We start from the raw sequence: 20,037 nt of genomic DNA, 5'->3' as shown, positions 1-20,037 counted from the left end.
CGTCCAAGGTTCTGGCCGAAAGGGCGCCGGAAGCCGTTCCGTGCATGACACCATGGTCAAGCCATCAATCATCCATGGAGACACTCATGACGGACCCCGGTACCGGAACGACGGATACCCAGGACAGCGTTCCGATAGCCGAGCGGGACGTGGCGGCGCCGCCCGCCGCGTCCCGCCGCACCAGCCTGCTCGTCACCCTGATCCTCGGCGGCCTGACCGCGGTGCCGCCGCTCTCCATGGACATGTACCTCCCGGCCCTGCCGGAGGTCACCGAGGCGCTGCACAGCCCGGCCGCGACCGTCCAGCTCACCTTGACCACCTGCCTCGCGGGCATGGCCCTGGGGCAGCTGGTCGTCGGGCCGATGAGCGACAAGTGGGGGCGCCGCCGCCCGCTGCTCATCGGCATGCTCGTCTACATCGTCGCCACCGCGCTGTGCGCCCTGGCCACCAACGCCGAACTGCTCATCGCCTTCCGCCTCCTCCAGGGCCTGGCGGGCGCCGCCGGCATCGTCATCGCGCGGGCCGTGGTCCGCGACCTGTACGACGGCGTGGCGATGGCCCGCTTCTTCTCCACCCTGATGCTGATCTCCGGCGTCGCGCCCGTGGTGGCGCCGCTGATCGGCGGGCAGATCCTGCGGATCACCGACTGGCGCGGCGTCTTCGTCGTCCTGACCGTGGTCGGCGTGCTGCTCACGCTGCTGGTCTGGCGCCGTCTGCACGAGACGCTGCCGCCCGCGAAGCGGCACTCCGGCGGCCTCGGCGAGGCCCTGCGCACCATGCGCTCCCTCCTCGCCGACCGGTCCTTCTCCGGCTACCTGATCGTCGGCGCGTTCGCCTTCGCCGCGCTGTTCGCGTACATCTCCGCCTCCCCGTTCGTGATCCAGGAGATCTACGGCGCCTCCCCGCAGACCTTCAGCCTGCTGTTCGGCGTCAACTCCGTCGGCCTGGTCCTGGTCGGCCAGATCAACGGCAAGGTGCTGGTCGGCCGGGTCAGCCTGGACGTGGTGCTGGGCATCGGCCTGGGCCTGATCACGGCCGCCGCGACGGCGCTGCTGCTGATGGCCGGCGGCGTCTTCGGCGAGGTCGGGCTGTGGCCGATGGCCGCCGGGCTGTTCGTCCTGATGTCCGCGATGGGCCTGGTCATGCCGTCGGCCAACACCAAGGCGCTGCTGCGCTCCGGCCACGCGGCGGGCTCCGCCTCCGCGCTGCTGGGCACCTCCACCTTCCTGCTGGGCTCCGTCGCCTCGCCGCTCGTCGGCATCGCGGGCGAGCACACCGCCGTACCGATGGCCGTCGTGCAGCTCTCCTGCGGCGTACTGGCGCTGCTGAGCTTCCTGGGAATGTGCCGCCCGTGGCAGCGTAGGGAGGAGACCGCCACCGGGACCGGCGAGAGGACCAAGCTCTGAACGTGACGGGACTGCGCCATGGCACCCCCGCCCGCGCGGGGCTCGACCCCGCGTGGATGCACCGCCTCGTGCAGGGGGTACGCGAGGCGACCGAAGGGCCCGCGCCCTGGTGCGCGGGCGCGGTGGTGCTCGCCGGGCGCGGCCCGGTGGTCGCCGCCGAGGAGGCGGCGGGCTGGGCGCTGCGCTACGCCGCCTACGACCCGGAGCGCGACCGGGGCGTGGAGCTGCCCCGCGACCACTGGGAGCCGATGCGCGTCGGCACCGTCTTCGACCTGGCCTCGCTGACCAAGCTGTACACCGCGATCGTGGCCGTGCAGCAGGCCGAGCGGGGCCGCCTGGACCTCGCCGCCGGGGCGGGCCGGTGGCTGCCGGGCTTCGCCCCCGGGATCACCGTCCGCCACCTGCTCACCCACACCTCGGGCCTGCGCCCGGAACTGCCCTTCTACGAGCGGCGCGGGCGCGCGGCCCAACTCGCCCTGCTGTGGGAGGAGGCCGCCGCGCCCGCCGCGCCGCCCGGCGGCCCGTACCGCTACTCCGACCTCAACCTCATCGCCCTCCAGCTGATCCTCGAACGGCTCACCGGGCAGCCGCTGGACGCCCTGGTGGCCGAGGGGATCACCGGCCCGCTGGGCATGACCAGCACCTCGTACGGGCCGCTGGCCCCGGCGGGCGTCGCCGCGACGGAGGACCAGCGGCGGCCGTGGGCCAAGGCGGACCGCGGCATGGTGCGCGGCGCGGTGCACGACGAGAACGCGTGGGCGCTGGGCGGTGTCGCCGGGCACGCGGGGCTGTTCTCCACGGCGCAGGACCTGGCGGTGCTGTGCCGGACGCTGCTGAACGGGGGCGCGTACGGCACGGCCCGCATCCTCGGCGCGGAGTCGGTGGCGCTGCTGCTGGACCCGCCGGGGCTCGGCTTCGGCGTGGACCAGCCGTGGTTCATGGGCGAGCTGGCGGGGCGCGGCGCGGCCGGGCACACCGGGTTCACCGGGACGAGCCTGGTGCTGGACCGGGCGACCGACACGTTCCTGGTGCTGCTGGCCAACACGGTGCACCCGCGGCGGCGCGAGGCGGGCAGCGCGCCGCGGGCGGCGGCCGCGACCCGGCTGGCGCGGGCGGCGCGGGCGGGCAGCCAGGCGTTCGGTTAGGGGCGTACGGGCGCTACGGCACGGCTGTCACACCGGCCCCGTAAAATTGCCGGAATGCACGACGAACTGCGCGCCGCACTGGCCGGCCTGCTCGACGGCCTGCCGCCCACGCAGGCCGCGCGGGCCGTCGACCGGCTGATCGCCAACTACCGCGGCCGGACCCCGACCGACGCCCCGGTGCTCCGGGACCGCGCCGATGTCGCCGCGTACGCCGCCTACCGGATGCCCGCGACCTTCGAGGCCGTACGCCACGCCCTGGACGCCTTCGCGGCGCGGCTGCCGCAGTGGTCGCCCGCCACCCATGTGGACATCGGCGGCGGCACCGGCGCCGCGAGCTGGGCCGTCGCGGCCACCTGGTCCGGCCACCGCACGACCGTCTACGACTGGGCCGAACCGGCCCTGGACCTGGGCCGCGAGCTGGCCGCCGGCGTGCTGCCGGAGACCGACTGGCAGCGCCGCGTCATCGGCGCGGGCATGACCGTCCCCGAGGGCACCGACCTGGTCACCGTCTCCTACGTACTCGGCGAGCTGCGCCCGCAGGACCGCCGCGCCGTCGTCGCCGCCGCGGCCGGGGCGCAGGCCGTCGTGCTGATCGAGCCCGGCACCCCGGACGGCTATCTGCGCATCCGCGAGGCGCGCGAGCAGCTCACGGACGCCGGGCTGCGCGTCGTCGCGCCGTGCCCGCACAGCGGCGCCTGCCCGATCGCGCCGGGCGAGGACTGGTGCCACATGTCCGCGCGGGTGGCCCGCTCCTCGCTGCACCGGCAGGTCAAGGGCGGTTCGCTGCCGTACGAGGACGAGAAGTTCAGCTATGTCGCGGCGGTGCGGCCGGAGGTGGCCGACGGGTCCCCGGCCGGTGCTCCCACGGCCCGTATCGTCCGCAGGCCCCAGCTCCGCAAGGGCCAGGTCCTGCTGGACCTCTGCACGGAGCAGGGACTGCGGCGCGACACGGTCACCAAGCGGCACGGCGAGCGCTACAAGGCCGCCCGCGACGCCGAGTGGGGCGACGCCTGGGAGCCGGCCGGCTGACTCCTACGCGGGCGCGGGCCGCAGCTCCTGCGTGCAGCACTTGACGCTGCCGCCGCCCTTGAGCAGCTCGGTCAGGTCCATGCCGACCGGCTCGTACCCGCGCTCCCGCAGCGGCTCGAACAGCCCCACCGCGGCCTGCGGGAGCAGGACGTGCCGGCCGTCGCTGACCGCGTTCAGCCCGAACGCCTCCGCGTCGGCGCGCGAGGCGATCAGCGCGTCCGGGAACAGCCGGGCCAGCACCGCACGGCTGCCCGCCGAGAACGCGCCCGGGTAGTACATGACCTCCGAGTCCGTCGTGTCGTCCAGCACGCACAGCGCCGTGTCGAGGTGGTAGTAGCGCGGGTCGACCAGGTCCAGGCCGATCACCGGGCGGCCGAAGTACTCCTGCGCCTCGGCGTGCGAGAGCGGACTGCTGCGAAAGCCGCGCCCGGCCAGCAGCCAGGAGGCGGTGACCGCGAAGTCGCCCTCCGCCTCGTTGACGTTCTGCGGCTCGCGGACCTCCGCGAAGCCGTGGTCCCGGAACCACGCGGCGTGTACGGCGGCCTCGCCGCGCCGCTCCTCGAAGGCGAACCGCGCGCCGAGCACCCGGCCGTCCACGACGGTGGCGCCGTTGGCCGCGAAGACCATGTCCGGCAGGTCGGGGCGGGGCCGCAGCTCCTCCACGGTGTGGCCGAGCGCGCGGTAGCGGTCGCGCAGCACCTCCCACTGGGCGAGTGCCAGCGGCAGATCGACGGGTTTGTCCGGGTCCATCCAGGGGTTGATGGAATAGCTGACCTTGAAGTGGGTCGGCGGGCACATCAGATAGCGCCGGGGCCGGGCGCTGCGCCGGGGTGTACGCAAGGAAGGCTCCTCACGGTGGACGGGACGCGGGATGCGTACGGGACACGTACGCGCTCAAATCGTCCACCGGGAGGAGCCGTTCCGCAGTGATCCGTTCGGGTGGTTTTCACCCCTGACGGGTTTGCCCGTCGCCGCGCTGCTCCTGGAGTTTGCGCAGCAGGGCGCGCCGCTGCGCCATCGGGTCGGTGCCGCCGCCGACCCCGCCGCCGCCCCGGCCGCCGCGCAGCGTGCCGCGGGAGAGCTTGCTGCGGGTGCCGCCGACGCCGAGCATGCCGCCCGCGTTTCCCTTGCTCATGGGGTCGTCTCCTTCGTCCGGTGCGTCCACTGACTAACGAGACGGTTCGTCTCGTTCGAGAGCAAGTCTGCGACGAGACGTTGCGTCTTGTCAAGACGATACGTCTCGCCTCATCCGTCGGTAGGGTTGCCCCATGGCCAACAAGACACCGCCCGACTCCACGCGCCGCAGCGAACGCTCCCGCCGTGCCATCTACGACGCGGCCCTCGCCCTGGTCGGCGAGGTCGGCTACAACAAGCTGACGATCGAGGGCATCGCCGCCCGCGCCGGCGTCGGCAAGCAGACGATCTACCGCTGGTGGCCCTCGAAGGCCGCCGTCCTGCTGGACGCCTTCACCCAGGACGTCGAGGGGTACGAGGCCGGGCTGCCGGACACCGGTGATCTCGCCGCCGACCTCAAGTTCGTCCTGCGGGCCTCCGTCGACGAGTTCACCGACGAGAAGTGGCAGGCCCCCTACCGCGCGCTCGCGGTGGCCGGCGCGAACGACGCGGAGCTGTCGGCCCGGTTCGTCGAACGGCTGCTGGAGCCCGGCATCCAGGTCTATGTGAAGCGGATGCGGGCCGCCCAGGAGAGGGGCGAGATCGGGGCGGACGTGGACGTGCGGGTGGCGACCGAAATGGTGCTGGGCCCCTTCACGCAGCGCTGGCTGATGCGGACCGGCGAGCTGACGTACGCGTACGTGGACACGCTGGTCGACCTGGCCCTCGCCGGGCTGCGGCCCCGCGCCTGACACGGCGGCCCCGCGCGCCGCGCGCGGGAGTCCGGCACACCCGGATGAGGGGCGGGGGTATCGCGGGGGAGCGGAAGGTAAAGGAAGAAGAACGAATGGGGGTGGATAACGGACGTAATGCTGGCATTTGCCCGTTCTTCGGCCACCCCGGATCGGTACTCCGGTCACCCGAGGAGGAGGATGGTGGCAGCATTGATCCCAGACCACCGCTCGAAGTGAGGGGATAGATGGAACGCAAGAGCAGGTTCTCCCAGTGGCTTCGCCGGCCGAGGAGCGGTTCGGACGGCGGCGATACGGACACGGGATCAGCGGCGCAGAGCCGCGAGGACCTGCTGCTGGCGGTCGCCGACGCCGGTTTCCCCCTCGCCCCGGCCGCCCACCCCTCCGGCTACGGCTGTTCCTGTGAGCGCATCGGCTGCCCCACGCCCGGCCGGCACCCCGTCTCCTTCGGCTGGCAGACCGTCGCCAGCACCGACCGGGAGAAGGTCGCCGGCTGGGCGCGCGCGTATCCGCAGGCCAACTTCATCACCGCCACCGGCATCGCCCACGACGTGCTGGACGTCCCCGCCGAGGCGGGCCGCAGCGCGCTGGAGCGCCTGGAGGCGGCCGGTGTCGAGGTCGGCCCGGTCGCGCTGAGCGGCGCGGCGTACGGCGAGGGCCGGATGCTGTTCTTCACCGCCACCCGCGGCACCCCGGACGACGAGGACGAGTGGTGGCCGTGCGAGCTGGACTGCCATCCGGAGACCATGGACGAGCATCCGGGCCTGCGCTGGCACTGCCGCGGCAGCTACGTCCTCCTGCCGCCCTCCCGGCTGCCCGGCGACCAGCCCGCGGTGTCCTGGCTGCGCGGCCCCGAGCGGCCGGTGCCCGACCCGCTGACCCTGCTGGAATCGCTCACCGACGCCTGCGCCGAGTACGCCGACCAGCACGACCACGACCACGAAGCGGCGGCCTGGCCCATCGGCCGCTGATCCGGCGGCACCGCCGGGTGCCGTCCGCTACAGCGACTTGGCGGACGTCTTCGCCTCCAGCCGGTGGAGGAAGGCGACCTTCTGCGCGGTGCCCGCGGCCGGGACCTTCACCACCTGTTCCGACAGGGTCGTGAAGGTCATCCGGTTGGACGACTTCGCCGGGCCGTCCATGATCCCCTTTATCTCCGGGGGGATGTTGATCCGCGACCCCTCGGAGACGGTCTTCTGCTGGTGGTAGTACGTCGAGAAGAAGACCAGCGCCCCGCCGTCCTTGGTGCGCAGCGCGACCGGCGCGTAATCGGACGGCTGGTCCTCGTACTGGATACGGGAACCCGGCTGCCGGCCCTGCTGCTCGCGCAGCGTGCGCCACCGGTCGGTGTGCGGCCCCGGCGCGAACACCTCGCCCTTGCCGGTGTTCAGATACGTCGCGTACGCCTTGCCCAGCTCGCCCGGCGCGATCTTCAGCCCGGAGTCCTCGGCATCGGCCGGCACCACCTCGGCGTAGCCGTCCGGGTCCGTCTTGAACTGCGGGACCTGGTTGTCGCTCAGCGCCGAGAGGTAGCTCGCCTTCCACTTGGCACCCACCGCGTCACGGGTGAACACCACGAACCACCGTGTGTTGTTGCGGTTGCTGACCGCGTCCGCGAGGAACACCTTCGGCCAGCCCGCCTGCCTGGGCACGGCGAAGTGCGGGCTGGTCAGCGTCAGCGGCGGGAACTTGGGGTTGCCCTGCGGGCTGACCGCGTGCCCCGCCTTGGTGAGCGCCTGGTCGACGGCGAGCAGCGACTCCGTCTCGTACGTCGGGTTCACCTTCGGGTCCAGCTTGCTGTTGGACGCGTTGAACCCGTCGACGAACTGCTTGAGCGCCGTGGCGGCCTCAGCCTTCGACACCGCCGGCAGCATCTCCCGTTCGCCGTGCACGGTCATGCACCCGCTCAGCGTCAGCAGCGCCGCGCTCGCGGCGGTCAGCGTCACGGGCACCCGGAACGGCGACCTGCGTGTCATGGGGCTCGGGCTCCTTCGGGGCGACCGGGGCCGGGGCGGCCTGGGCGGCCGCCGGGGTGGCACGATTCGGCGCAACCCTACCGGGGGCGAGGAACAGGGCCAGCGTGGGGACCAGATACAGCGCCCACACCGTGACCTGGAGGACGGTCGGGTCGGGCTGGAAGTTGAAGACACCCTTGAGCAGCGTGCCGTACCAGCTGTCCGCCTCGTAGGCGTCGCCCAGGTCGAACGCCTTCGTGGACAGGCCCGGCAGCAGCCCCGCTTCCTGGAGGTCGTGGCAGCCGTACGCCAGCACGCCCGCGGCGACCACCACGAGCATCCCGCCGGTCCAGGTGAAGAACTTCGCCAGATTGATGCGCACGGCGCCGCGGTAGAACAGCCACCCCAGGGCCACCGCCGTCAGCAGCCCCAGCAGGGCGCCCGCCAGCGGGCGCCAGCCGTCGTCCGCGCTGCTCGCCGCCGCCCAGATGAACAGCGCCGTCTCCAGGCCCTCGCGCCCCACCGCCAGGAAGGCGGTGACCACCAGCGCCGTCGTGCCCATCGCGAGCGCCGCGTCCAGCTTGCTGTGCAGTTCCTTCTTCAGGTGCCGCGCGGTCCGCCGCATCCAGAAGACCATCCACGTCACCAGGCCCACCGCGATGATCGACAGCGAGCCGCCGAGCGCCTCCTGGGCCTCGAACGTCAGGGTCTGCGAGCCGAACTGGAGCGTGGCACCGAACACCAGCGACAGCAGGACGGCGCTGCCCACGCCCAGCCACACCGGCCGCAGCGCCTCCCGCCGGCCGGTCTTGACCAGGTAGGCGATCAGGATGCAGACGACGAGGCTGGCTTCCAGGCCCTCGCGCAGGCCGATCAAGTAGTTGCCGAACACAGAGGTCCTTCCTTTCCCTTACGGTGCCGCCGTCAGGCGAACAGCCCGCGCCCCCACCAGTCGCCGGCCCCGCCGACGCCCGGCGGGACCGCGAAGAGCGCCGAACCCACGTGCTGGATGTACTCGTTGAGCGCGTCATTGCGCGCCAGCCGCTGCTGGAGGGGGATGAAGCCCTGGCGCACGTCCCGCTGGTAGGCGAGGAAGAACAGGCCCGCGTCCAGCCGGCCCAGCCCGTCCGTGCCGTCGGTGAAGGAGTAGCCGCGGCGCAGGATGCGGATGCCGTCGTTGGAGTCCGGGTGCGCCAGGCGTACGTGCGAGGTCGGCAGCATCGACGGCAGGTGCGGCGCGTCGTGCTCGTTCTTCCGTCCGACCGCGGCGCCCTCGCCCTTGTCCCGCCCGAAGATCTCCTCCTGTTCGCGCAGCGAGGTGCGGTCCCAGGTCTCGATGTGCATCCGGATGCGGCGCGCCACCAGGTACGAGCCGCCGGCCATCCACGCGCCGCCGCCCTTCTCGTCCCGCGCGCCGACCCACACATGCTGCTCCAGGGCCTTGGTGTCGGTGCCCGCGATGTTCCGGGTGCCGTCCTTGAAGCCGAACATGTTGCGCGGGGTCTGCGCGTCGGGCGTCGTCGAGGAGGTCTTGCCGAAGCCCAGCTGGGACCAGCGCACGGCGACCTTGCCGAAGCCGATCCGCGCCAGGTTGCGTATCGCGTGCACGGCGACCTGCGGATCGTCGGCACACGCCTGTACGCACAGGTCGCCGCCGCCGCGCGCCGGGTCGAGGTTGTCGCCGGGGAACCGCGGCAGGTCCACCAGCGCCGCGGGACGCCGGTCCCGCAGGCCGAAGCGGTCCTTGCCCCCGGACTCGAACAGCGACGGGCCGATGCCGAAGGTGAGGGTGAGCCGGGACGGCGGCAGGCCCAGTGCCTCGCCGGTGTCGTCCGGCGGCGCTTCGGCGAGCGAACCGATGGCGCCGGAGCCGATCTGGGAGCCGGCCGTCATCCGCGCGGCGGCCCGCGTCCACTCCTTGAGGAGGGCGATCAGCTCCGCCCGGTCGTCGGTCTTCACGTCGAACGCCGCGAAGTGCAGCCGGTCCTGGACGGCGGTGGCGATACCGGCCTGGTGCGCGCCGTGGAAGGGCACGGCCTCGGCGGGCCGGGCTGCCGCGGCGGGCGCCGCGTCGCTTCCGGTGCGCAGTGCCGCCGCCGTACCGCCGGCCGCGACCGCGCCGAGCGCGAGCCCGGCACCGCCCCAGCCGAGCAGCGCGCGGCGCGAGGGCGTACGGGGCTGCGCGGCCTCCGGCACCGACGCGCCTTCCGTACCGGCTTCCGCCGCCGGACCCGCCGCGCCTTCGGTACCGCTCTTCTTCGTCTCGCCGTTCGTCATGACGTCCCGCCTCCTGCCGTTACTTGGCGGTCGCCACGGCCGCGGCCAGCTTCGACAGCGGCTCCGCGAGCGCGTTGACGCCGTCGGACAGTTCCTTGCGCTCGTCCTTGCCGACCGTGTCGTACGCGGCGAAGCCGTCGGGGGAGCCGCTGTCGCGGTGCCGGTCCAGCAGCGCGCGGATCGCCGCGAACTGCTTGTCCAGCTCCTTGGTGAGCTCCGGGCGGCGCTCGGCGGCGACCGGCTTCAGCAGCTCGTACGCCTTCTGCGCGCCCTCGACGTTGGCCTGGAAGTCGCTCAGGTCGGTGTGGCTGTAGCGCTCCTCCTCACCGGTGACCTTGCCGGTGGCGACCTCGTCGAGGAGCTCCTTGGCGCCGTTGGCCATGCTGGTCGGGGTGATCTCGGCCTTGCCGACGCGCTTTCGCCAGTCCTCCAGGTCGGTGATCAGCCGGTCCGCCAGCTTCTTGTCGTCGGCGGTGATCTCCTTCTTCTCCCAGAGGGACTGCTCCAGCTTGTGCCAGCCGGTCCACTGCTGCCCGTCCTCCAGGCCGTCGGCGCGCACATCGACCTTGGGGTCGATGTCGCCGAACGACTCGGCGACCGGCTCGGTGCGCTCCCAGCCGGTGCGCGAGACGGCGTACGCCTTCTTCGCGGCCTCGATGTCCCCGGCCTTCACCGCCTCGGCGAACTTCCGCGCCTCGGGCAGCGTCCGGTCGGCCTGCTCCTGGACGTACGTGCGGTACGCGGCCACCGCCTTGTCCAGCTTCGGGTCGCGGGCCGGCGCCGTGCCCTTGCCGGTCGCCGTCACCTTCTGCCGGATGCCGCTGCCCTTCATGCCGGGCTTGCAGGCGATCTCGTAGGGGCCGGGCGCGATCTCGGCGACGATGTCCGCGCCGGTGCCGGGGCCGATGTTCTCCCGTTCGGTGACGATGCGGTCGCCGGGCGCGTAGACGTACACCTCGGTGACCTTGGTGCCCTTGTTCTTGACGGCGAGCCGCAGATGCCCGGCGGGGAACTCCTTCTTCGACACCGCGCAGCCGTCGTCCGTCGCCGTCACCTGTACCGCGCCGTCCTGTGCGCCGCCGCCGTCCGCCGCCGCGTCGCTCTTCTGCGCGCAGCCGGAGGCGGTGGTGAGGGCCGCGGCCACGGCGGCGGTGAGGGCGGCAGAGCGGAGGGCTCGCATACGGGGCTCCAGGCGTGCGGAGAAGGAACGGGACAGGGGCGCGGACCGCGGTGGAACGAGGGTGCGGGACCGCGCAGGATCGGCGCTCGGCCACTAAGGCCGACCTAACTTATCTGAGGCTTACCTGAACAATTCCCGTACTGTCCAGTGATCCCGCTCTCACCGGCCACGGGCCCGTCACGGGTGGTCGGCGGTATGGTCACGGAAGGGCAATGCCCCGGCAAAGGTAAGGGTCAGCGCTCCCGCAAGGGCATGACCAGTGGTGTGCCGGTGCGCGGGTGGCCGATCACCTCGACCGGCTGCCGGTAGACCCGGCTCAGCAGCCCGGCCTCGAACATCTCGGCGGGCGGCCCCTGCGCGGCGATCCGCCCGTCGTGCAGCAGCGCCGCCCGGTCCGCGTACGCCGCCGCCAGCCCCAGGTCGTGCAGGACCACCGCGACGGCGGCGCCCGCCGCCGCCCGCTCCCGGCACAGCCGCAGCACCAGTTCCTGATGGCGCAGGTCCAGCGCGGCGGTCGGCTCGTCGAGCAGCAGCAGCGGGGCGCGCTGCGCCAGGACGCGCGCGAGCGCGACCCGGGCCCGCTCACCGCCGGACAATGCGGAGAAGGGCCGCTCGGCGAAGCCGGTCACCTCGGTCGCCGCCATCGCCTCCGCGACGGCGGCCTCGTCCTCGTCCTCGCGCTCCGTGCCGGACCAGGGCGCCCGGCCCATCCGCACGACCTCCTCCACCGTGAACGGGAAGGACAGCGCGGCGGACTGCGGCAGGACCGCCCGGCGCAGCGCCAGTTCGGGCGCGGTCCAGGCGGTGGCCGGGCGGCCGTCGATGCGTATCTCGCCGGTGGCGGCGGGCAGGTCGGCGGCGAGCGCCGCCAGGAGGGTGGACTTGCCCGCGCCGTTCGGCCCGACGAGCGCCAGCACCTGGCCCGCGGTGACCTCCAGGTCCACCCCGTCCAGCACGGTACGCGCACCCAGCCGTACGCCCAGCCCGTCGGCCCGCGCGTACGCCGTACCCACGGGCACCGGCCCGGGGAGCGTACGGGCGCGTCCCGCGAACCACGTACCGAGCAGCGGAATCCGGCCGCGGCTCATGCCCAGCCCCCTTGCTTGCGACGGGTCCTGCGCAGCAGCCAGAAGAAGAACGGGCTGCCGAACAGGGCGGTCAGGACGCCCAGCGGCAGTTCCGCCGGCTGGGCCGCCGTGCGCGCGGCGAGGTCGGCGACGACCAGCACCAGCGCGCCGCCCAGGGCGCTGCCCGGGATCAGGAAGCGGTGCCCGGGGCCGGCCGCCATCCGCAGCAGGTGCGGTACGAGCAGGCCGACGAAGGTGATGACGCCGGCCACCGCCACGGCCGCCGCGGTGAGCAGGGCGACGACCAGGATGAGGACGACGCGCAGCCGCTCCACGTCCACGCCGAGGTGCCGGGCCGGGCGTTCGCCGAGCGCCAGGAGGTCCAGTTTGCGGGCGTAGAGGGGGGCGACGGCCAGCCCGGCGACGGCGCACGGCAGGACCGCCAGCACCTTGGGCCACACGGCCTGCGACAGCGAGCCGAGCTGCCAGAACGTGATCTGCGAGAGCTGCGCGTTGTCGGCGAAGAAGAGGAACAGGCCGATCAGCGCGCCCGCGAAGGCGTTCACCGCGATTCCGGTGAGGATCAGGGTGACGACCTCGGTGCGGCCGCCGGAGCGGGACAGCGCGTAGACGATCAGTACGGTCAGCAGGCCGGTGGCGAACGCGCAGGCCGGGACCGTCCACGTACCGAGGAAGCCGAGCCCGAGGGCGATGGCGCCGACCGCGCCCACCGCCGCGCCCGACGAGATGCCGATGACGCCCGGCTCGGCCAGCGGATTGCCGAACACGCCCTGCATGAGGGCGCCCGCGCAGCCGAGCGAGGAGCCGACGAGCAGCGCGAGGGCGACGCGCGGCAGCCGCACGTTCCACAGCACGCTCTCGCCCACCCGGTCCAACTCGGCGCCGCCCAGGCCGAGATGGTGCAGCAGCGAGCCGAGGACATCACCGAGCGGGATGCGGTACGCGCCGAGCCCGGCGGAGAGCAGACAGCCCGCGAGGAGGGCGAGGGCGAGGGCGGTGGTGAGGAGGGCGGTGCGGGAGCGGCGGGGCCGGTCGCGGGTGGCTTCCGGGCGGGGCGCGGTGGTGGCGGCCGTGGTGTCGCGGGGTGAGGTGGGGGCCGCGTCCTCGCGGGGAAGTGCCGTCATCTCACTTTCCCTTGGTGTGGATCTGCTGGGCCAGGGAGCGCAGCACTGTGTCCGTGCGCGGCCCGAAGTTGAGCAGTACGCCGTCGTCGATGGAGGCCACCCGCCGGTCCATCCCGGCCGGTGTCTGCGCCACACCGGGGATCTTCACCAGCCCGTCGATCCCGCCGACGGACTCCAGCCCCTTGCGCATCACCAGGATCACATCCGGCGCGGCCTTCGCCAGCGCTTCGCTCGTGATCGGCGTGAAGTCCTTCTTCAGGCCGGACTCCTTGCCCGCGTCGACGCCGCCCGCCGCCTCGATCAGCGAGTCCGCGCCGGACCCGGCGCCGCCGATGAGGTAGACGGAGGCCGAGCCGCGCAGGTAGAGGAAGGCCACCCGGGGCCGGCCGCCCGCCGCGCCGCCGTGCGGAACGCCCTTCCGGACGGCCTTGATCCGCTCGTCGGTGCGCGCCTTGAGCGCGTCGCCCGCCTTCGGTACGCCGAGTGCCGCCGCCACCGCGTCGATACGGGTGTCCACGTCGGCCAGCCGGGTCGCGGGCTTGAGCGTGACGACCGGGACACCGGCCTCCCGTATCTGGCCGATGGCCTCGGCCGGTCCCGTGGAGGTGTCCGCCAGCACCACGTCCGGCTTGAGCGACAGCACGTTCTCCGCCGACACGTCGTGCGCGCGGGTCACCACGGGCAGCTTCTCCGCCTGGTCGAAGGTGGCGGTGATGTCGCGTGCGACGACCCGGCCGCCGAGCCCGAGAGAGAAGACGATCTCCGAGAGGGAGCCGGTGAGCGGCACGATCCGGTCGGCCTTGCGGACCGTCACGTCGTGGCCGTCGGCGGACCGTACGGTCGCGGGCAGCGCGGGCCGGGGCGCGGGGCCGGACAGGGGCTCGACGCGGTCGGCGGCGGGGGTGGCGGCGGGCCGGTCCGGGGGAGCGGCGGCCGTGCCGCCGCCGCAGCCGGTGAGTGCGAGGGCGAAGGCCAGGACGGCGGCGAGCGCCGCGGCGGGGTGTGACAGGTGCCGGGGGACCGGCCCCCGGGGAAGGCGCCGGCGGACCGGCCCCCGGATGGTTGCTGTCACTGTCCCGCCTTTCTGCGTACGCCGGTTGGGCCGGCCCTGTGGTGCCGGGGAGGCTCGGGGCGACTCCCGGGGTTCCGTATCCGGCCAGGCTCACCTTAGGTTAGCCTTACCTTAATCGCTAGCCCTGGAGGGGTCCCCGATGCTGCCGTTCAGACCGGCCGGCGGCCGCGTGCGCGGCCGTTCCCGCGTGCTCACCGCCGCTTTCCTGGTGGCGCTGCTGGGCACGCTGCTCCCCGCACTGCCCGCGGACACCGCACAGGCGGCGGCCCGCACGGTGGCGGGCGGACGGCTGGACTGGGGCATCAAATCCTCCTTCCAGTCCTACGTCACCGGGCCCATCGCGCACGGGAGTTGGAACCTGACCGGCGGCGCCGCCACGGTCGGCGACAGCCGGTTCCGCTTCCACTCCGCGACCGGCGGTTACGACCCGGACAGCGGCGCCCTGACGGCCGGCTTCTCCGGCGGCGTCCACTTCACCGGCCACCGCAAGCCGGACGGCTCGTACGAACTGGACCTGACCATCAGCCGCCCCCAGGTCGCCGTCGCCGACAGCCGCGGCACCCTCTTCGCCGACATGACCAGCAAGGAGAAGGGAACCGGCCGCGTCACCACAGCCGCCCGGGTGCCGCTGGCCACCCTCGACCTCGGGGGCCTCGACACGCGCGGCGGCGGCACGCCGATCGCGCTCACCAACGTCCCGGCGAAGCTGACCGCGCAGGGCGCGCGGGCCTTCGCGGGGTACTACACGGAAGGCACGCGGCTCGACCCGGTGAGCCTGTCGGCGGACGTACGGGCCGGGGCGGAGCCCAGCCCGACGGCCACCCCGTCCGCGGACGACGGCAAGGACACGGACGCGCCGCGCGGCACCTTCGCCGACGCCGCCGTCGACTGGGGCGTGCGCCGCACCTTCCGCGAGTACGTCACCGGCGGCATCGCCAAGGGCTCCTGGCACCTTTCCGACGGTGCCCAGGACGGCGGCGCGCTGTTCCGCTTCCCGCGCGGCAAGGGCACGTACGACGCCGAAAAGGGCACCTTGCACGCGGACTTCGCCGGAACCCTCCGCTTCACCGGCAGGAACCTGGACCTGACCCTGACCGCCGTCTCGGTCGAGGTGAAGGACGGCCGGGGCACCCTGTCCGCCGATGTCACCAGCGGCGGTACGCGCAGCGCACACACCCCGCTGGCCACCTTCGACGCCGAACGGCTCACCCCGGAGAAGGGCCTGATCACCCTCACCGAAGTACCGGCGAAGCTCACCGCCGACGGCGCGAAGGCGTTCGGCGGCATGTACAGCGCGGGCACCGGCATGGACCCCGTCTCGCTCGCCGTGGCCGTCGACAAGAAGGCCGCGCTCCCCGCCCTCCCCGACCTCGGCACCGACCCGAAGGCCGCCGCAGGGGACGGGAAGCGGGCGGACCAGGCCCCGGCCGCCGCAGCACCGTCCGCCGACTCCGCCCCGGTTTCCGCCCGCACCGTCACCCTCCTCGTCACGGCCGGCGTGCTGCTCGTCGCCGTCGCCGCGTTCCTCGTCCTGCGCGCCCGCCGCCGTACCGCATCCACGGCGCCCCCGCAGGACTGACCCCGCCCCACCCCACCGCACCCCCACCCAAGGAGAGCCACCGACCATGGCCGCCATACGCCGCCCGCTCGCCCTCGCGGCAGCCATCGCCACCACCGCCACCACCGCGGCCCTGTGCCTGCCGACCACCGCCACGGCCGCCCCCGCGGCCGGTGCGGCGGCACCGAAACTGGAGCTGAAGAACGGCACGCTCGACTGGGGCGTCAAGGAATCCTTCCGCAAGTACGTCAAGGGCATGGCGCTCGGCGACATCACCACCGCCGACGGCGCCCGGCAGGCCCCGGACAACGGCCCGTTCACCTTCACGGGCGGCACCGGCACGTACGACATGAGCACCCACGCCGTCGCCACCACCTTCAAGGGCAGCGTCCGCTTCACCTCGAAGGCGCACGGTTTCGACATCGAACTGGCGGACCTCAAGGTGGCCACCAAGGGCAGGACCGGGGCCATCACCGCGGACGTCACGGCGGCGGGCAGGACCCAGGACGACGTGGCGCTGGCCTCGCTCGACCTGTCGGGCGTGCGGCCGGGGAGCGGCACGGGCGGCGCGATGACGTTCGCGAAGATCCCCGTCAAGCTGACCGCCAAGGGCGCCGAAGCGTTCAACGGCATGTACAAGGAGGGGCAGGAACTCGACCCGGCCACGCTGTCGGTGACGGCGGCGAGCAAGCCCGGCAAGCCGGAGGAGCCGGGGAAGCCGGGGAAGCCGGGGAAGCCCGCGGAGCCGGGGAAGCCGGGCACCGGCTCGGGCTCGGGCTCGGGGAGCAACTCGGGCTCCGGCCATGACTCCGGCTCCGGCAGCCCCAACACCCCCGCCACCCACGGCACTTCTGACAAGAAGCGCACCAACGGGAGTTCTTCCTCCTCGTCCTCCTCAGCCGGGTCCCCGGCCGCCGCCTCCGACAAGATCGTCGACGGCACCCTCGACTGGGGCGTCAAGAAGTCCTTCCGCGACTATGTGACCGGCCCCATCGCCCACGGCAAGGCCGAACTCGCGGGCGGCGCCGCCACCTCCGCCGCCGGTTACCGCTTCCCGAAGGGGCACGGCACGTTCGACGGCGCCACGTCCGCCCTCACCGCGGAGTTCAACGGCTCGGTCCGCTTCACGGGCCACGAGGGCGCGCTCGACCTGAAGTTCAGCAACCTCAAGGTCAAGGCCACCGGCACCAAGGGCACGCTGGTCGCGGACGTCTCGGCGAAGTCCCGCGCCACCGGCAAGGTCACCAACACCGCCGGCATGGCGCTCGCCGACCTCAAGGTCCCGTCCGGTGCCCTCGTCGCCAAGAACGGTGTCGTCACCCTCAAGAACGTCCCCGCGACGCTGACCGCCGCCGGTTCCAAGGCGTTCGAGAGCATGTACCAGCCGGGCCAGGCCCTCGACCCGGTGACGGCCACCGTCTCCGTCGATCCGAATGCGCAGCTCCCGGCGGGCAACACCGGATCGGGTTCGGAACCGGGCTCGGGCTCGGGTTCGTCCGGTGCGTCCGGCAGCGGTGCGGCCTCGTTCAGCAGCGGCGCCGGCACCGTCGGCGGCACGGGCGGCGGGTCGCTCGCGGCCACCGGTGCCTCGACGCCGGCCGGCGCGCTGGCGGGCGTGGCCGCCGGCCTGATCGTGGCGGGCGGCGCCGCCACCTACGCCGTACGCCGCCGCGCCACCCGCTGAATCACCGGGCCCACCCCGCCCATACCCCACCCCCCACCTTCCCGGGCCCCGCTTCCCCCCTAGGGCCGCGCTCCCCACACCCCACCGGCGCGCCCGGGCCCCGGGACCGGTCGTACCCGCCGCGCAATGCCTCCGCGCGGCGGGTACTCCGGCGTTCGGGGACCGCCGCCCGTAACCACCCCGGTGGGCCGCCCCGGGCACGGGCACGATGGAATACGGCCATGATCCCGATCCGCCCGGCCCACGCCCTCCATGTAGTACGCGTCTTCTGCGGCCCCGACGGCCGGGGCGGCAACCCGCTGGGCGTCATACGCGACGGAGCCGCCGTACCGGATCAGGCCGCGCGCCGAGCGCTCGCCGCCGAACTCGGCTTCAGCGAGACGGTGTTCATCGACGACGCGGACAGCGGACGGCTCGACATCCACACGCCCAGCGTGCGGCTGCCCTTCGCCGGGCATCCCCTGGTCGGCACGGCGTGGCTGCTGCGGCGCCTGGGGCGGCCGGTGGACGTGCTGCGCCCGTCGGCCGGCGCGGTGCCGGTCGTGTACGACGGGGAGGACGTGGTGTGGGTGCGCGGGCGGCCGGAGTGGTCGACGGGGCGCCGTACGGAGGAGTACGCGACGCCCGCCGACGTGGACGCGCTGGACGGGCCGCCGCCCGGCGAAGGCCCGCTCTACGTATGGGCGTGGCAGGACCAGGACGCGGGCACCGTGCGCGCCCGCTACTTCCCGCGCCGCGGCGACGGCATCGTGGAGGACGAGGCCACGGGCGCCGCGGCGCTCATCCTCACCCACGAACTGGGCCGGGCCCTGGACATCCGCCAGGGCACCGGCTCCCGCATCCGCACGCGGCCGTACCCGGACGGCACGATCGCCCTGGGCGGCAGCGTGCGGCCCGTACCGCCGCGTCCCTAGCGGCTCACGCGCTCACGCGCTCAGCGGGAACTCGGCGCCCAGATCCCGGAACACCGCCGTGTTGAGCGCGAAGGCCCGCTTGCACTCGTCGACCACCCGCTGCTTCTCCAGGTCGTCGACCGGCAGCGCGTCCAGCAGCTGCCGGTATTCGCGCTTGAAGGCGGCGGGGTTGCCTATGCCCTCGAAGACGTAGAACCGCACGCCGTCGCCCTTCCGCGCGAAGCCCCAGGTCTTCTCGGCCGTGCCGCGGATGATCTGGCCGCCGGAGAGGTCGCCGAGGTAGCGGGTGTAGTGGTGCGCGACGTAACCGGCGGGCCAGCGGCTCGCGCACTCGGTGATGCGCTCGGCGTACGCGGCGGTGGCCGGCAGGGGTGCCAGGCCCGTGCGCCAGGACGGGCCGCCGAGGTGGGCCAGGTCGCGCTCCAGCTCCGCCGTACGGGCCAGCTCGGGCCGGATGAACGGCCCGGCGACCGGGTCGTCGGCGAGCGCCTCGGAGGCGTCCTCCAGCGCGCGGTAGACGAACCACAGCTGCTCGGTGTAGCGCCGGTAGGCCGCGACGCCGAGCTTGCCGCCGAGCAGGTCACCCATGAAGGACGAGTTCTCGGCCTCCGTGTGCTGCTCGTGCGAGGCGGTGCGGATCAGCGTGGAGAACGGCACCGCTGCGGCGGACTGCGCGGACGGGGTCGAACTGGGCGCGGCCAAGACGGACCTCCGGGGACCGATGGGGTGCGTACGGGATCAGATTGTGGTTGGTTAGGCTTACCTAAGTCAACCTGATGCCGACGGGCTGTCGGTAAAACTTCCCGACAGTCTGTCGGTAAAACCCTACCGCCGATGATCCCGGCGCGCAGCGGGACGGCAGCATTCAGGCCGGGACCCGTCATACGGGCCCCGGCCTGGGGAAAGCTGCGTAACGGTGCGGCCTACGGAAGCGTCAGGATCTCCGCGCCGGTGTCCGTGACGACGAGGGTGTGCTCGAACTGCGCGGTCCGCCTGCGGTCCTTCGTCACGACCGTCCAGCCGTCCTCCCACATGTCGTACTCGTGGGTGCCCAGCGTCAGCATCGGCTCGATGGTGAAGGTCATACCGGGCTTGATGTCGGTGGTGTGGTGCGGGCTGTCGTAGTGCGGCACGATCAGCCCGGAGTGGAAGGACGTGTTGATCCCGTGGCCGGTGAAGTCCCGGACCACCCCGTAGCCGAAGCGCTTGGCGTACGACTCGATGACCCGGCCGATGATGTTGATCTGGCGGCCCGGCTTGACCGCCTTGATCGCCCGGTTGAGGGCCTCCCGGGTCCGCTCCACCAGCAGCTTGGACTCCTCGTCCACGTCGCCGCACAGGTAGGTGGCGTTGTTGTCGCCGTGCACGCCGTCGATGTAGGCGGTCACGTCCAGGTTCACGATGTCGCCGTCCTTCAGGACGGTCGAGTCCGGGATGCCGTGGCAGATGACCTCGTTGACCGAGGAGCACAGCGACTTCGGGAAGCCGCGGTAGCCGAGGGTGGAGGGATAGGCGCCGTGGTCGCACATGAACTCGTGGGCGACCCGGTCCAGTTCGTCGGTGGTCACGCCCGGCGCGATCAGCTTGGCGGCCTCCTCCATCGCCTGGGCGGCGATCCGCCCCGCGACGCGCATCCGCTCGATCGTTTCCGCGTCCTGCACCTCGGGGCCCGTGTACGGCGTGGGGGCGGGCCTGCCCACGTATTCGGGGCGGGGGATCGAGGCGGGGGCGGGGCGGGGC

The 20,037-nt window shown here is 73.2% G+C and carries 19 protein-coding genes; 8 read left to right on the top strand and 11 right to left on the bottom strand.

Features of this window, described 5'->3' with window-relative positions:
• The first annotated feature begins 86 nt into the window (after nucleotides 1-86).
• Genes ADK86_RS04625 through ADK86_RS04615 form a run of 3 tightly spaced genes read left to right on the top strand, consistent with a single transcriptional unit; the run spans nucleotide 87 to nucleotide 3,580 of the window.
• Complete coding sequence (locus ADK86_RS04625; protein ID WP_053695413.1) at nucleotides 87-1,406, top strand: multidrug effflux MFS transporter; 1,320 nt, start codon at nucleotides 87-89, stop codon at nucleotides 1,404-1,406.
• Between the two features lie 56 nt (nucleotides 1,407-1,462).
• Nucleotides 1,463-2,551, top strand: a complete 1,089-nt coding sequence (locus tag ADK86_RS04620; RefSeq protein WP_053695422.1) for a serine hydrolase domain-containing protein — start codon at nucleotides 1,463-1,465, stop codon at nucleotides 2,549-2,551.
• Nucleotides 2,552-2,605: 54 nt separating this feature from the next.
• Complete coding sequence (locus tag ADK86_RS04615) at nucleotides 2,606-3,580, top strand: small ribosomal subunit Rsm22 family protein (RefSeq protein ID WP_053695412.1); 975 nt, start codon at nucleotides 2,606-2,608, stop codon at nucleotides 3,578-3,580.
• A gap of 3 nt (nucleotides 3,581-3,583) precedes the next feature.
• Here the strand turns inward: ADK86_RS04615 and ddaH are convergent, their stop codons facing one another.
• Both ddaH and ADK86_RS04605 read right to left on the bottom strand, forming a co-directional pair.
• Nucleotides 3,584-4,420, bottom strand: coding sequence for a dimethylargininase (gene ddaH / locus ADK86_RS04610; protein ID WP_234345707.1), 837 nt, complete (start codon nucleotides 4,418-4,420; stop codon nucleotides 3,584-3,586).
• 106 nt (nucleotides 4,421-4,526) lie between these two features.
• Nucleotides 4,527-4,715 carry a DUF6243 family protein gene (locus ADK86_RS04605; protein ID WP_053695411.1) on the bottom strand — a complete coding sequence of 63 codons (189 nt, stop codon included), beginning with the start codon at nucleotides 4,713-4,715 and terminating at the stop codon, nucleotides 4,527-4,529.
• Between the two features lie 133 nt (nucleotides 4,716-4,848).
• On the opposite strand from ADK86_RS04605, the gene ADK86_RS04600 reads away from it, so the two are divergent.
• Both ADK86_RS04600 and ADK86_RS04595 read left to right on the top strand, forming a co-directional pair.
• The gene (locus ADK86_RS04600) at nucleotides 4,849-5,445 is read left to right on the top strand and encodes a TetR/AcrR family transcriptional regulator (RefSeq protein ID WP_030370469.1); all 597 of its coding nucleotides are present in this window, start codon (nucleotides 4,849-4,851) and stop codon (nucleotides 5,443-5,445) included.
• Between the two features lie 227 nt (nucleotides 5,446-5,672).
• A complete protein-coding gene (locus tag ADK86_RS04595; protein ID WP_030588254.1) occupies nucleotides 5,673-6,416 on the top strand; it encodes a bifunctional DNA primase/polymerase in 744 nt (247 codons plus the stop codon).
• Nucleotides 6,417-6,443: 27 nt separating this feature from the next.
• Here ADK86_RS04595 and ADK86_RS04590 read toward each other — a convergent pair whose 3' ends face one another.
• From ADK86_RS04590 to ADK86_RS04560, 7 genes are all read right to left on the bottom strand, one after another.
• A complete protein-coding gene (locus ADK86_RS04590; RefSeq protein ID WP_234345706.1) occupies nucleotides 6,444-7,307 on the bottom strand; it encodes a hypothetical protein in 864 nt (287 codons plus the stop codon).
• Nucleotides 7,294-8,292 (bottom strand): iron uptake transporter permease EfeU, encoded by a 999-nt coding sequence (gene efeU / locus ADK86_RS04585; RefSeq protein ID WP_053695410.1) that lies wholly within the window; start codon nucleotides 8,290-8,292, stop codon nucleotides 7,294-7,296. The genes ADK86_RS04590 and efeU overlap by 14 nt, the downstream gene beginning before the upstream one ends.
• A 32-nt stretch (nucleotides 8,293-8,324) precedes the next feature.
• Nucleotides 8,325-9,677 (bottom strand): iron uptake transporter deferrochelatase/peroxidase subunit, encoded by a 1,353-nt coding sequence (gene efeB / locus ADK86_RS04580; protein WP_078951802.1) that lies wholly within the window; start codon nucleotides 9,675-9,677, stop codon nucleotides 8,325-8,327.
• Nucleotides 9,678-9,696: 19 nt separating this feature from the next.
• The gene (gene efeO / locus ADK86_RS04575; RefSeq protein ID WP_053695409.1) at nucleotides 9,697-10,857 is read right to left on the bottom strand and encodes an iron uptake system protein EfeO; all 1,161 of its coding nucleotides are present in this window, start codon (nucleotides 10,855-10,857) and stop codon (nucleotides 9,697-9,699) included.
• Between the two features lie 233 nt (nucleotides 10,858-11,090).
• Nucleotides 11,091-11,945, bottom strand: coding sequence for a heme ABC transporter ATP-binding protein (locus ADK86_RS04570; RefSeq protein ID WP_053695408.1), 855 nt, complete (start codon nucleotides 11,943-11,945; stop codon nucleotides 11,091-11,093).
• Nucleotides 11,942-13,069, bottom strand: coding sequence for a FecCD family ABC transporter permease (locus ADK86_RS04565; RefSeq protein WP_053695407.1), 1,128 nt, complete (start codon nucleotides 13,067-13,069; stop codon nucleotides 11,942-11,944). The genes ADK86_RS04570 and ADK86_RS04565 overlap by 4 nt, the downstream gene beginning before the upstream one ends.
• A gap of 1 nt (nucleotide 13,070) precedes the next feature.
• Nucleotides 13,071-14,141, bottom strand: a complete 1,071-nt coding sequence (locus ADK86_RS04560; protein WP_420718822.1) for a heme/hemin ABC transporter substrate-binding protein — start codon at nucleotides 14,139-14,141, stop codon at nucleotides 13,071-13,073.
• A gap of 139 nt (nucleotides 14,142-14,280) precedes the next feature.
• On the opposite strand from ADK86_RS04560, the gene ADK86_RS04555 reads away from it, so the two are divergent.
• The 3 genes from ADK86_RS04555 (at nucleotide 14,281) to ADK86_RS04545 (ending at nucleotide 18,297) form a co-directional block, all read left to right on the top strand.
• Nucleotides 14,281-15,720, top strand: a complete 1,440-nt coding sequence (locus tag ADK86_RS04555; RefSeq protein ID WP_053695406.1) for an HtaA domain-containing protein — start codon at nucleotides 14,281-14,283, stop codon at nucleotides 15,718-15,720.
• 46 nt (nucleotides 15,721-15,766) lie between these two features.
• Entirely contained in the window at nucleotides 15,767-17,383 is a 1,617-nt protein-coding gene (locus ADK86_RS45160) for an HtaA domain-containing protein (protein WP_053695405.1), read from the top strand.
• A gap of 221 nt (nucleotides 17,384-17,604) precedes the next feature.
• Nucleotides 17,605-18,297, top strand: a complete 693-nt coding sequence (locus ADK86_RS04545; protein WP_053695404.1) for a PhzF family phenazine biosynthesis protein — start codon at nucleotides 17,605-17,607, stop codon at nucleotides 18,295-18,297.
• A gap of 12 nt (nucleotides 18,298-18,309) precedes the next feature.
• On the opposite strand, the gene ADK86_RS04540 is transcribed toward ADK86_RS04545, so the two are convergent.
• Entirely contained in the window at nucleotides 18,310-18,999 is a 690-nt protein-coding gene (locus tag ADK86_RS04540) for a heme oxygenase (biliverdin-producing) (RefSeq protein WP_053695403.1), read from the bottom strand.
• A 221-nt stretch (nucleotides 19,000-19,220) separates the two neighbouring features.
• Nucleotides 19,221-20,015 carry a type I methionyl aminopeptidase gene (gene map, locus ADK86_RS04535; RefSeq protein ID WP_234345708.1) on the bottom strand — a complete coding sequence of 265 codons (795 nt, stop codon included), beginning with the start codon at nucleotides 20,013-20,015 and terminating at the stop codon, nucleotides 19,221-19,223.
• Nucleotides 20,016-20,037 lie beyond the last annotated feature (22 nt).

It is taken from the genome of Streptomyces sp. NRRL F-5755, assembly GCF_001279365.1.
GTDB lineage: Bacteria > Actinomycetota > Actinomycetes > Streptomycetales > Streptomycetaceae > Streptomyces > Streptomyces rimosus.
This window is presented reverse-complemented; position numbering and strand designations above follow the sequence as displayed.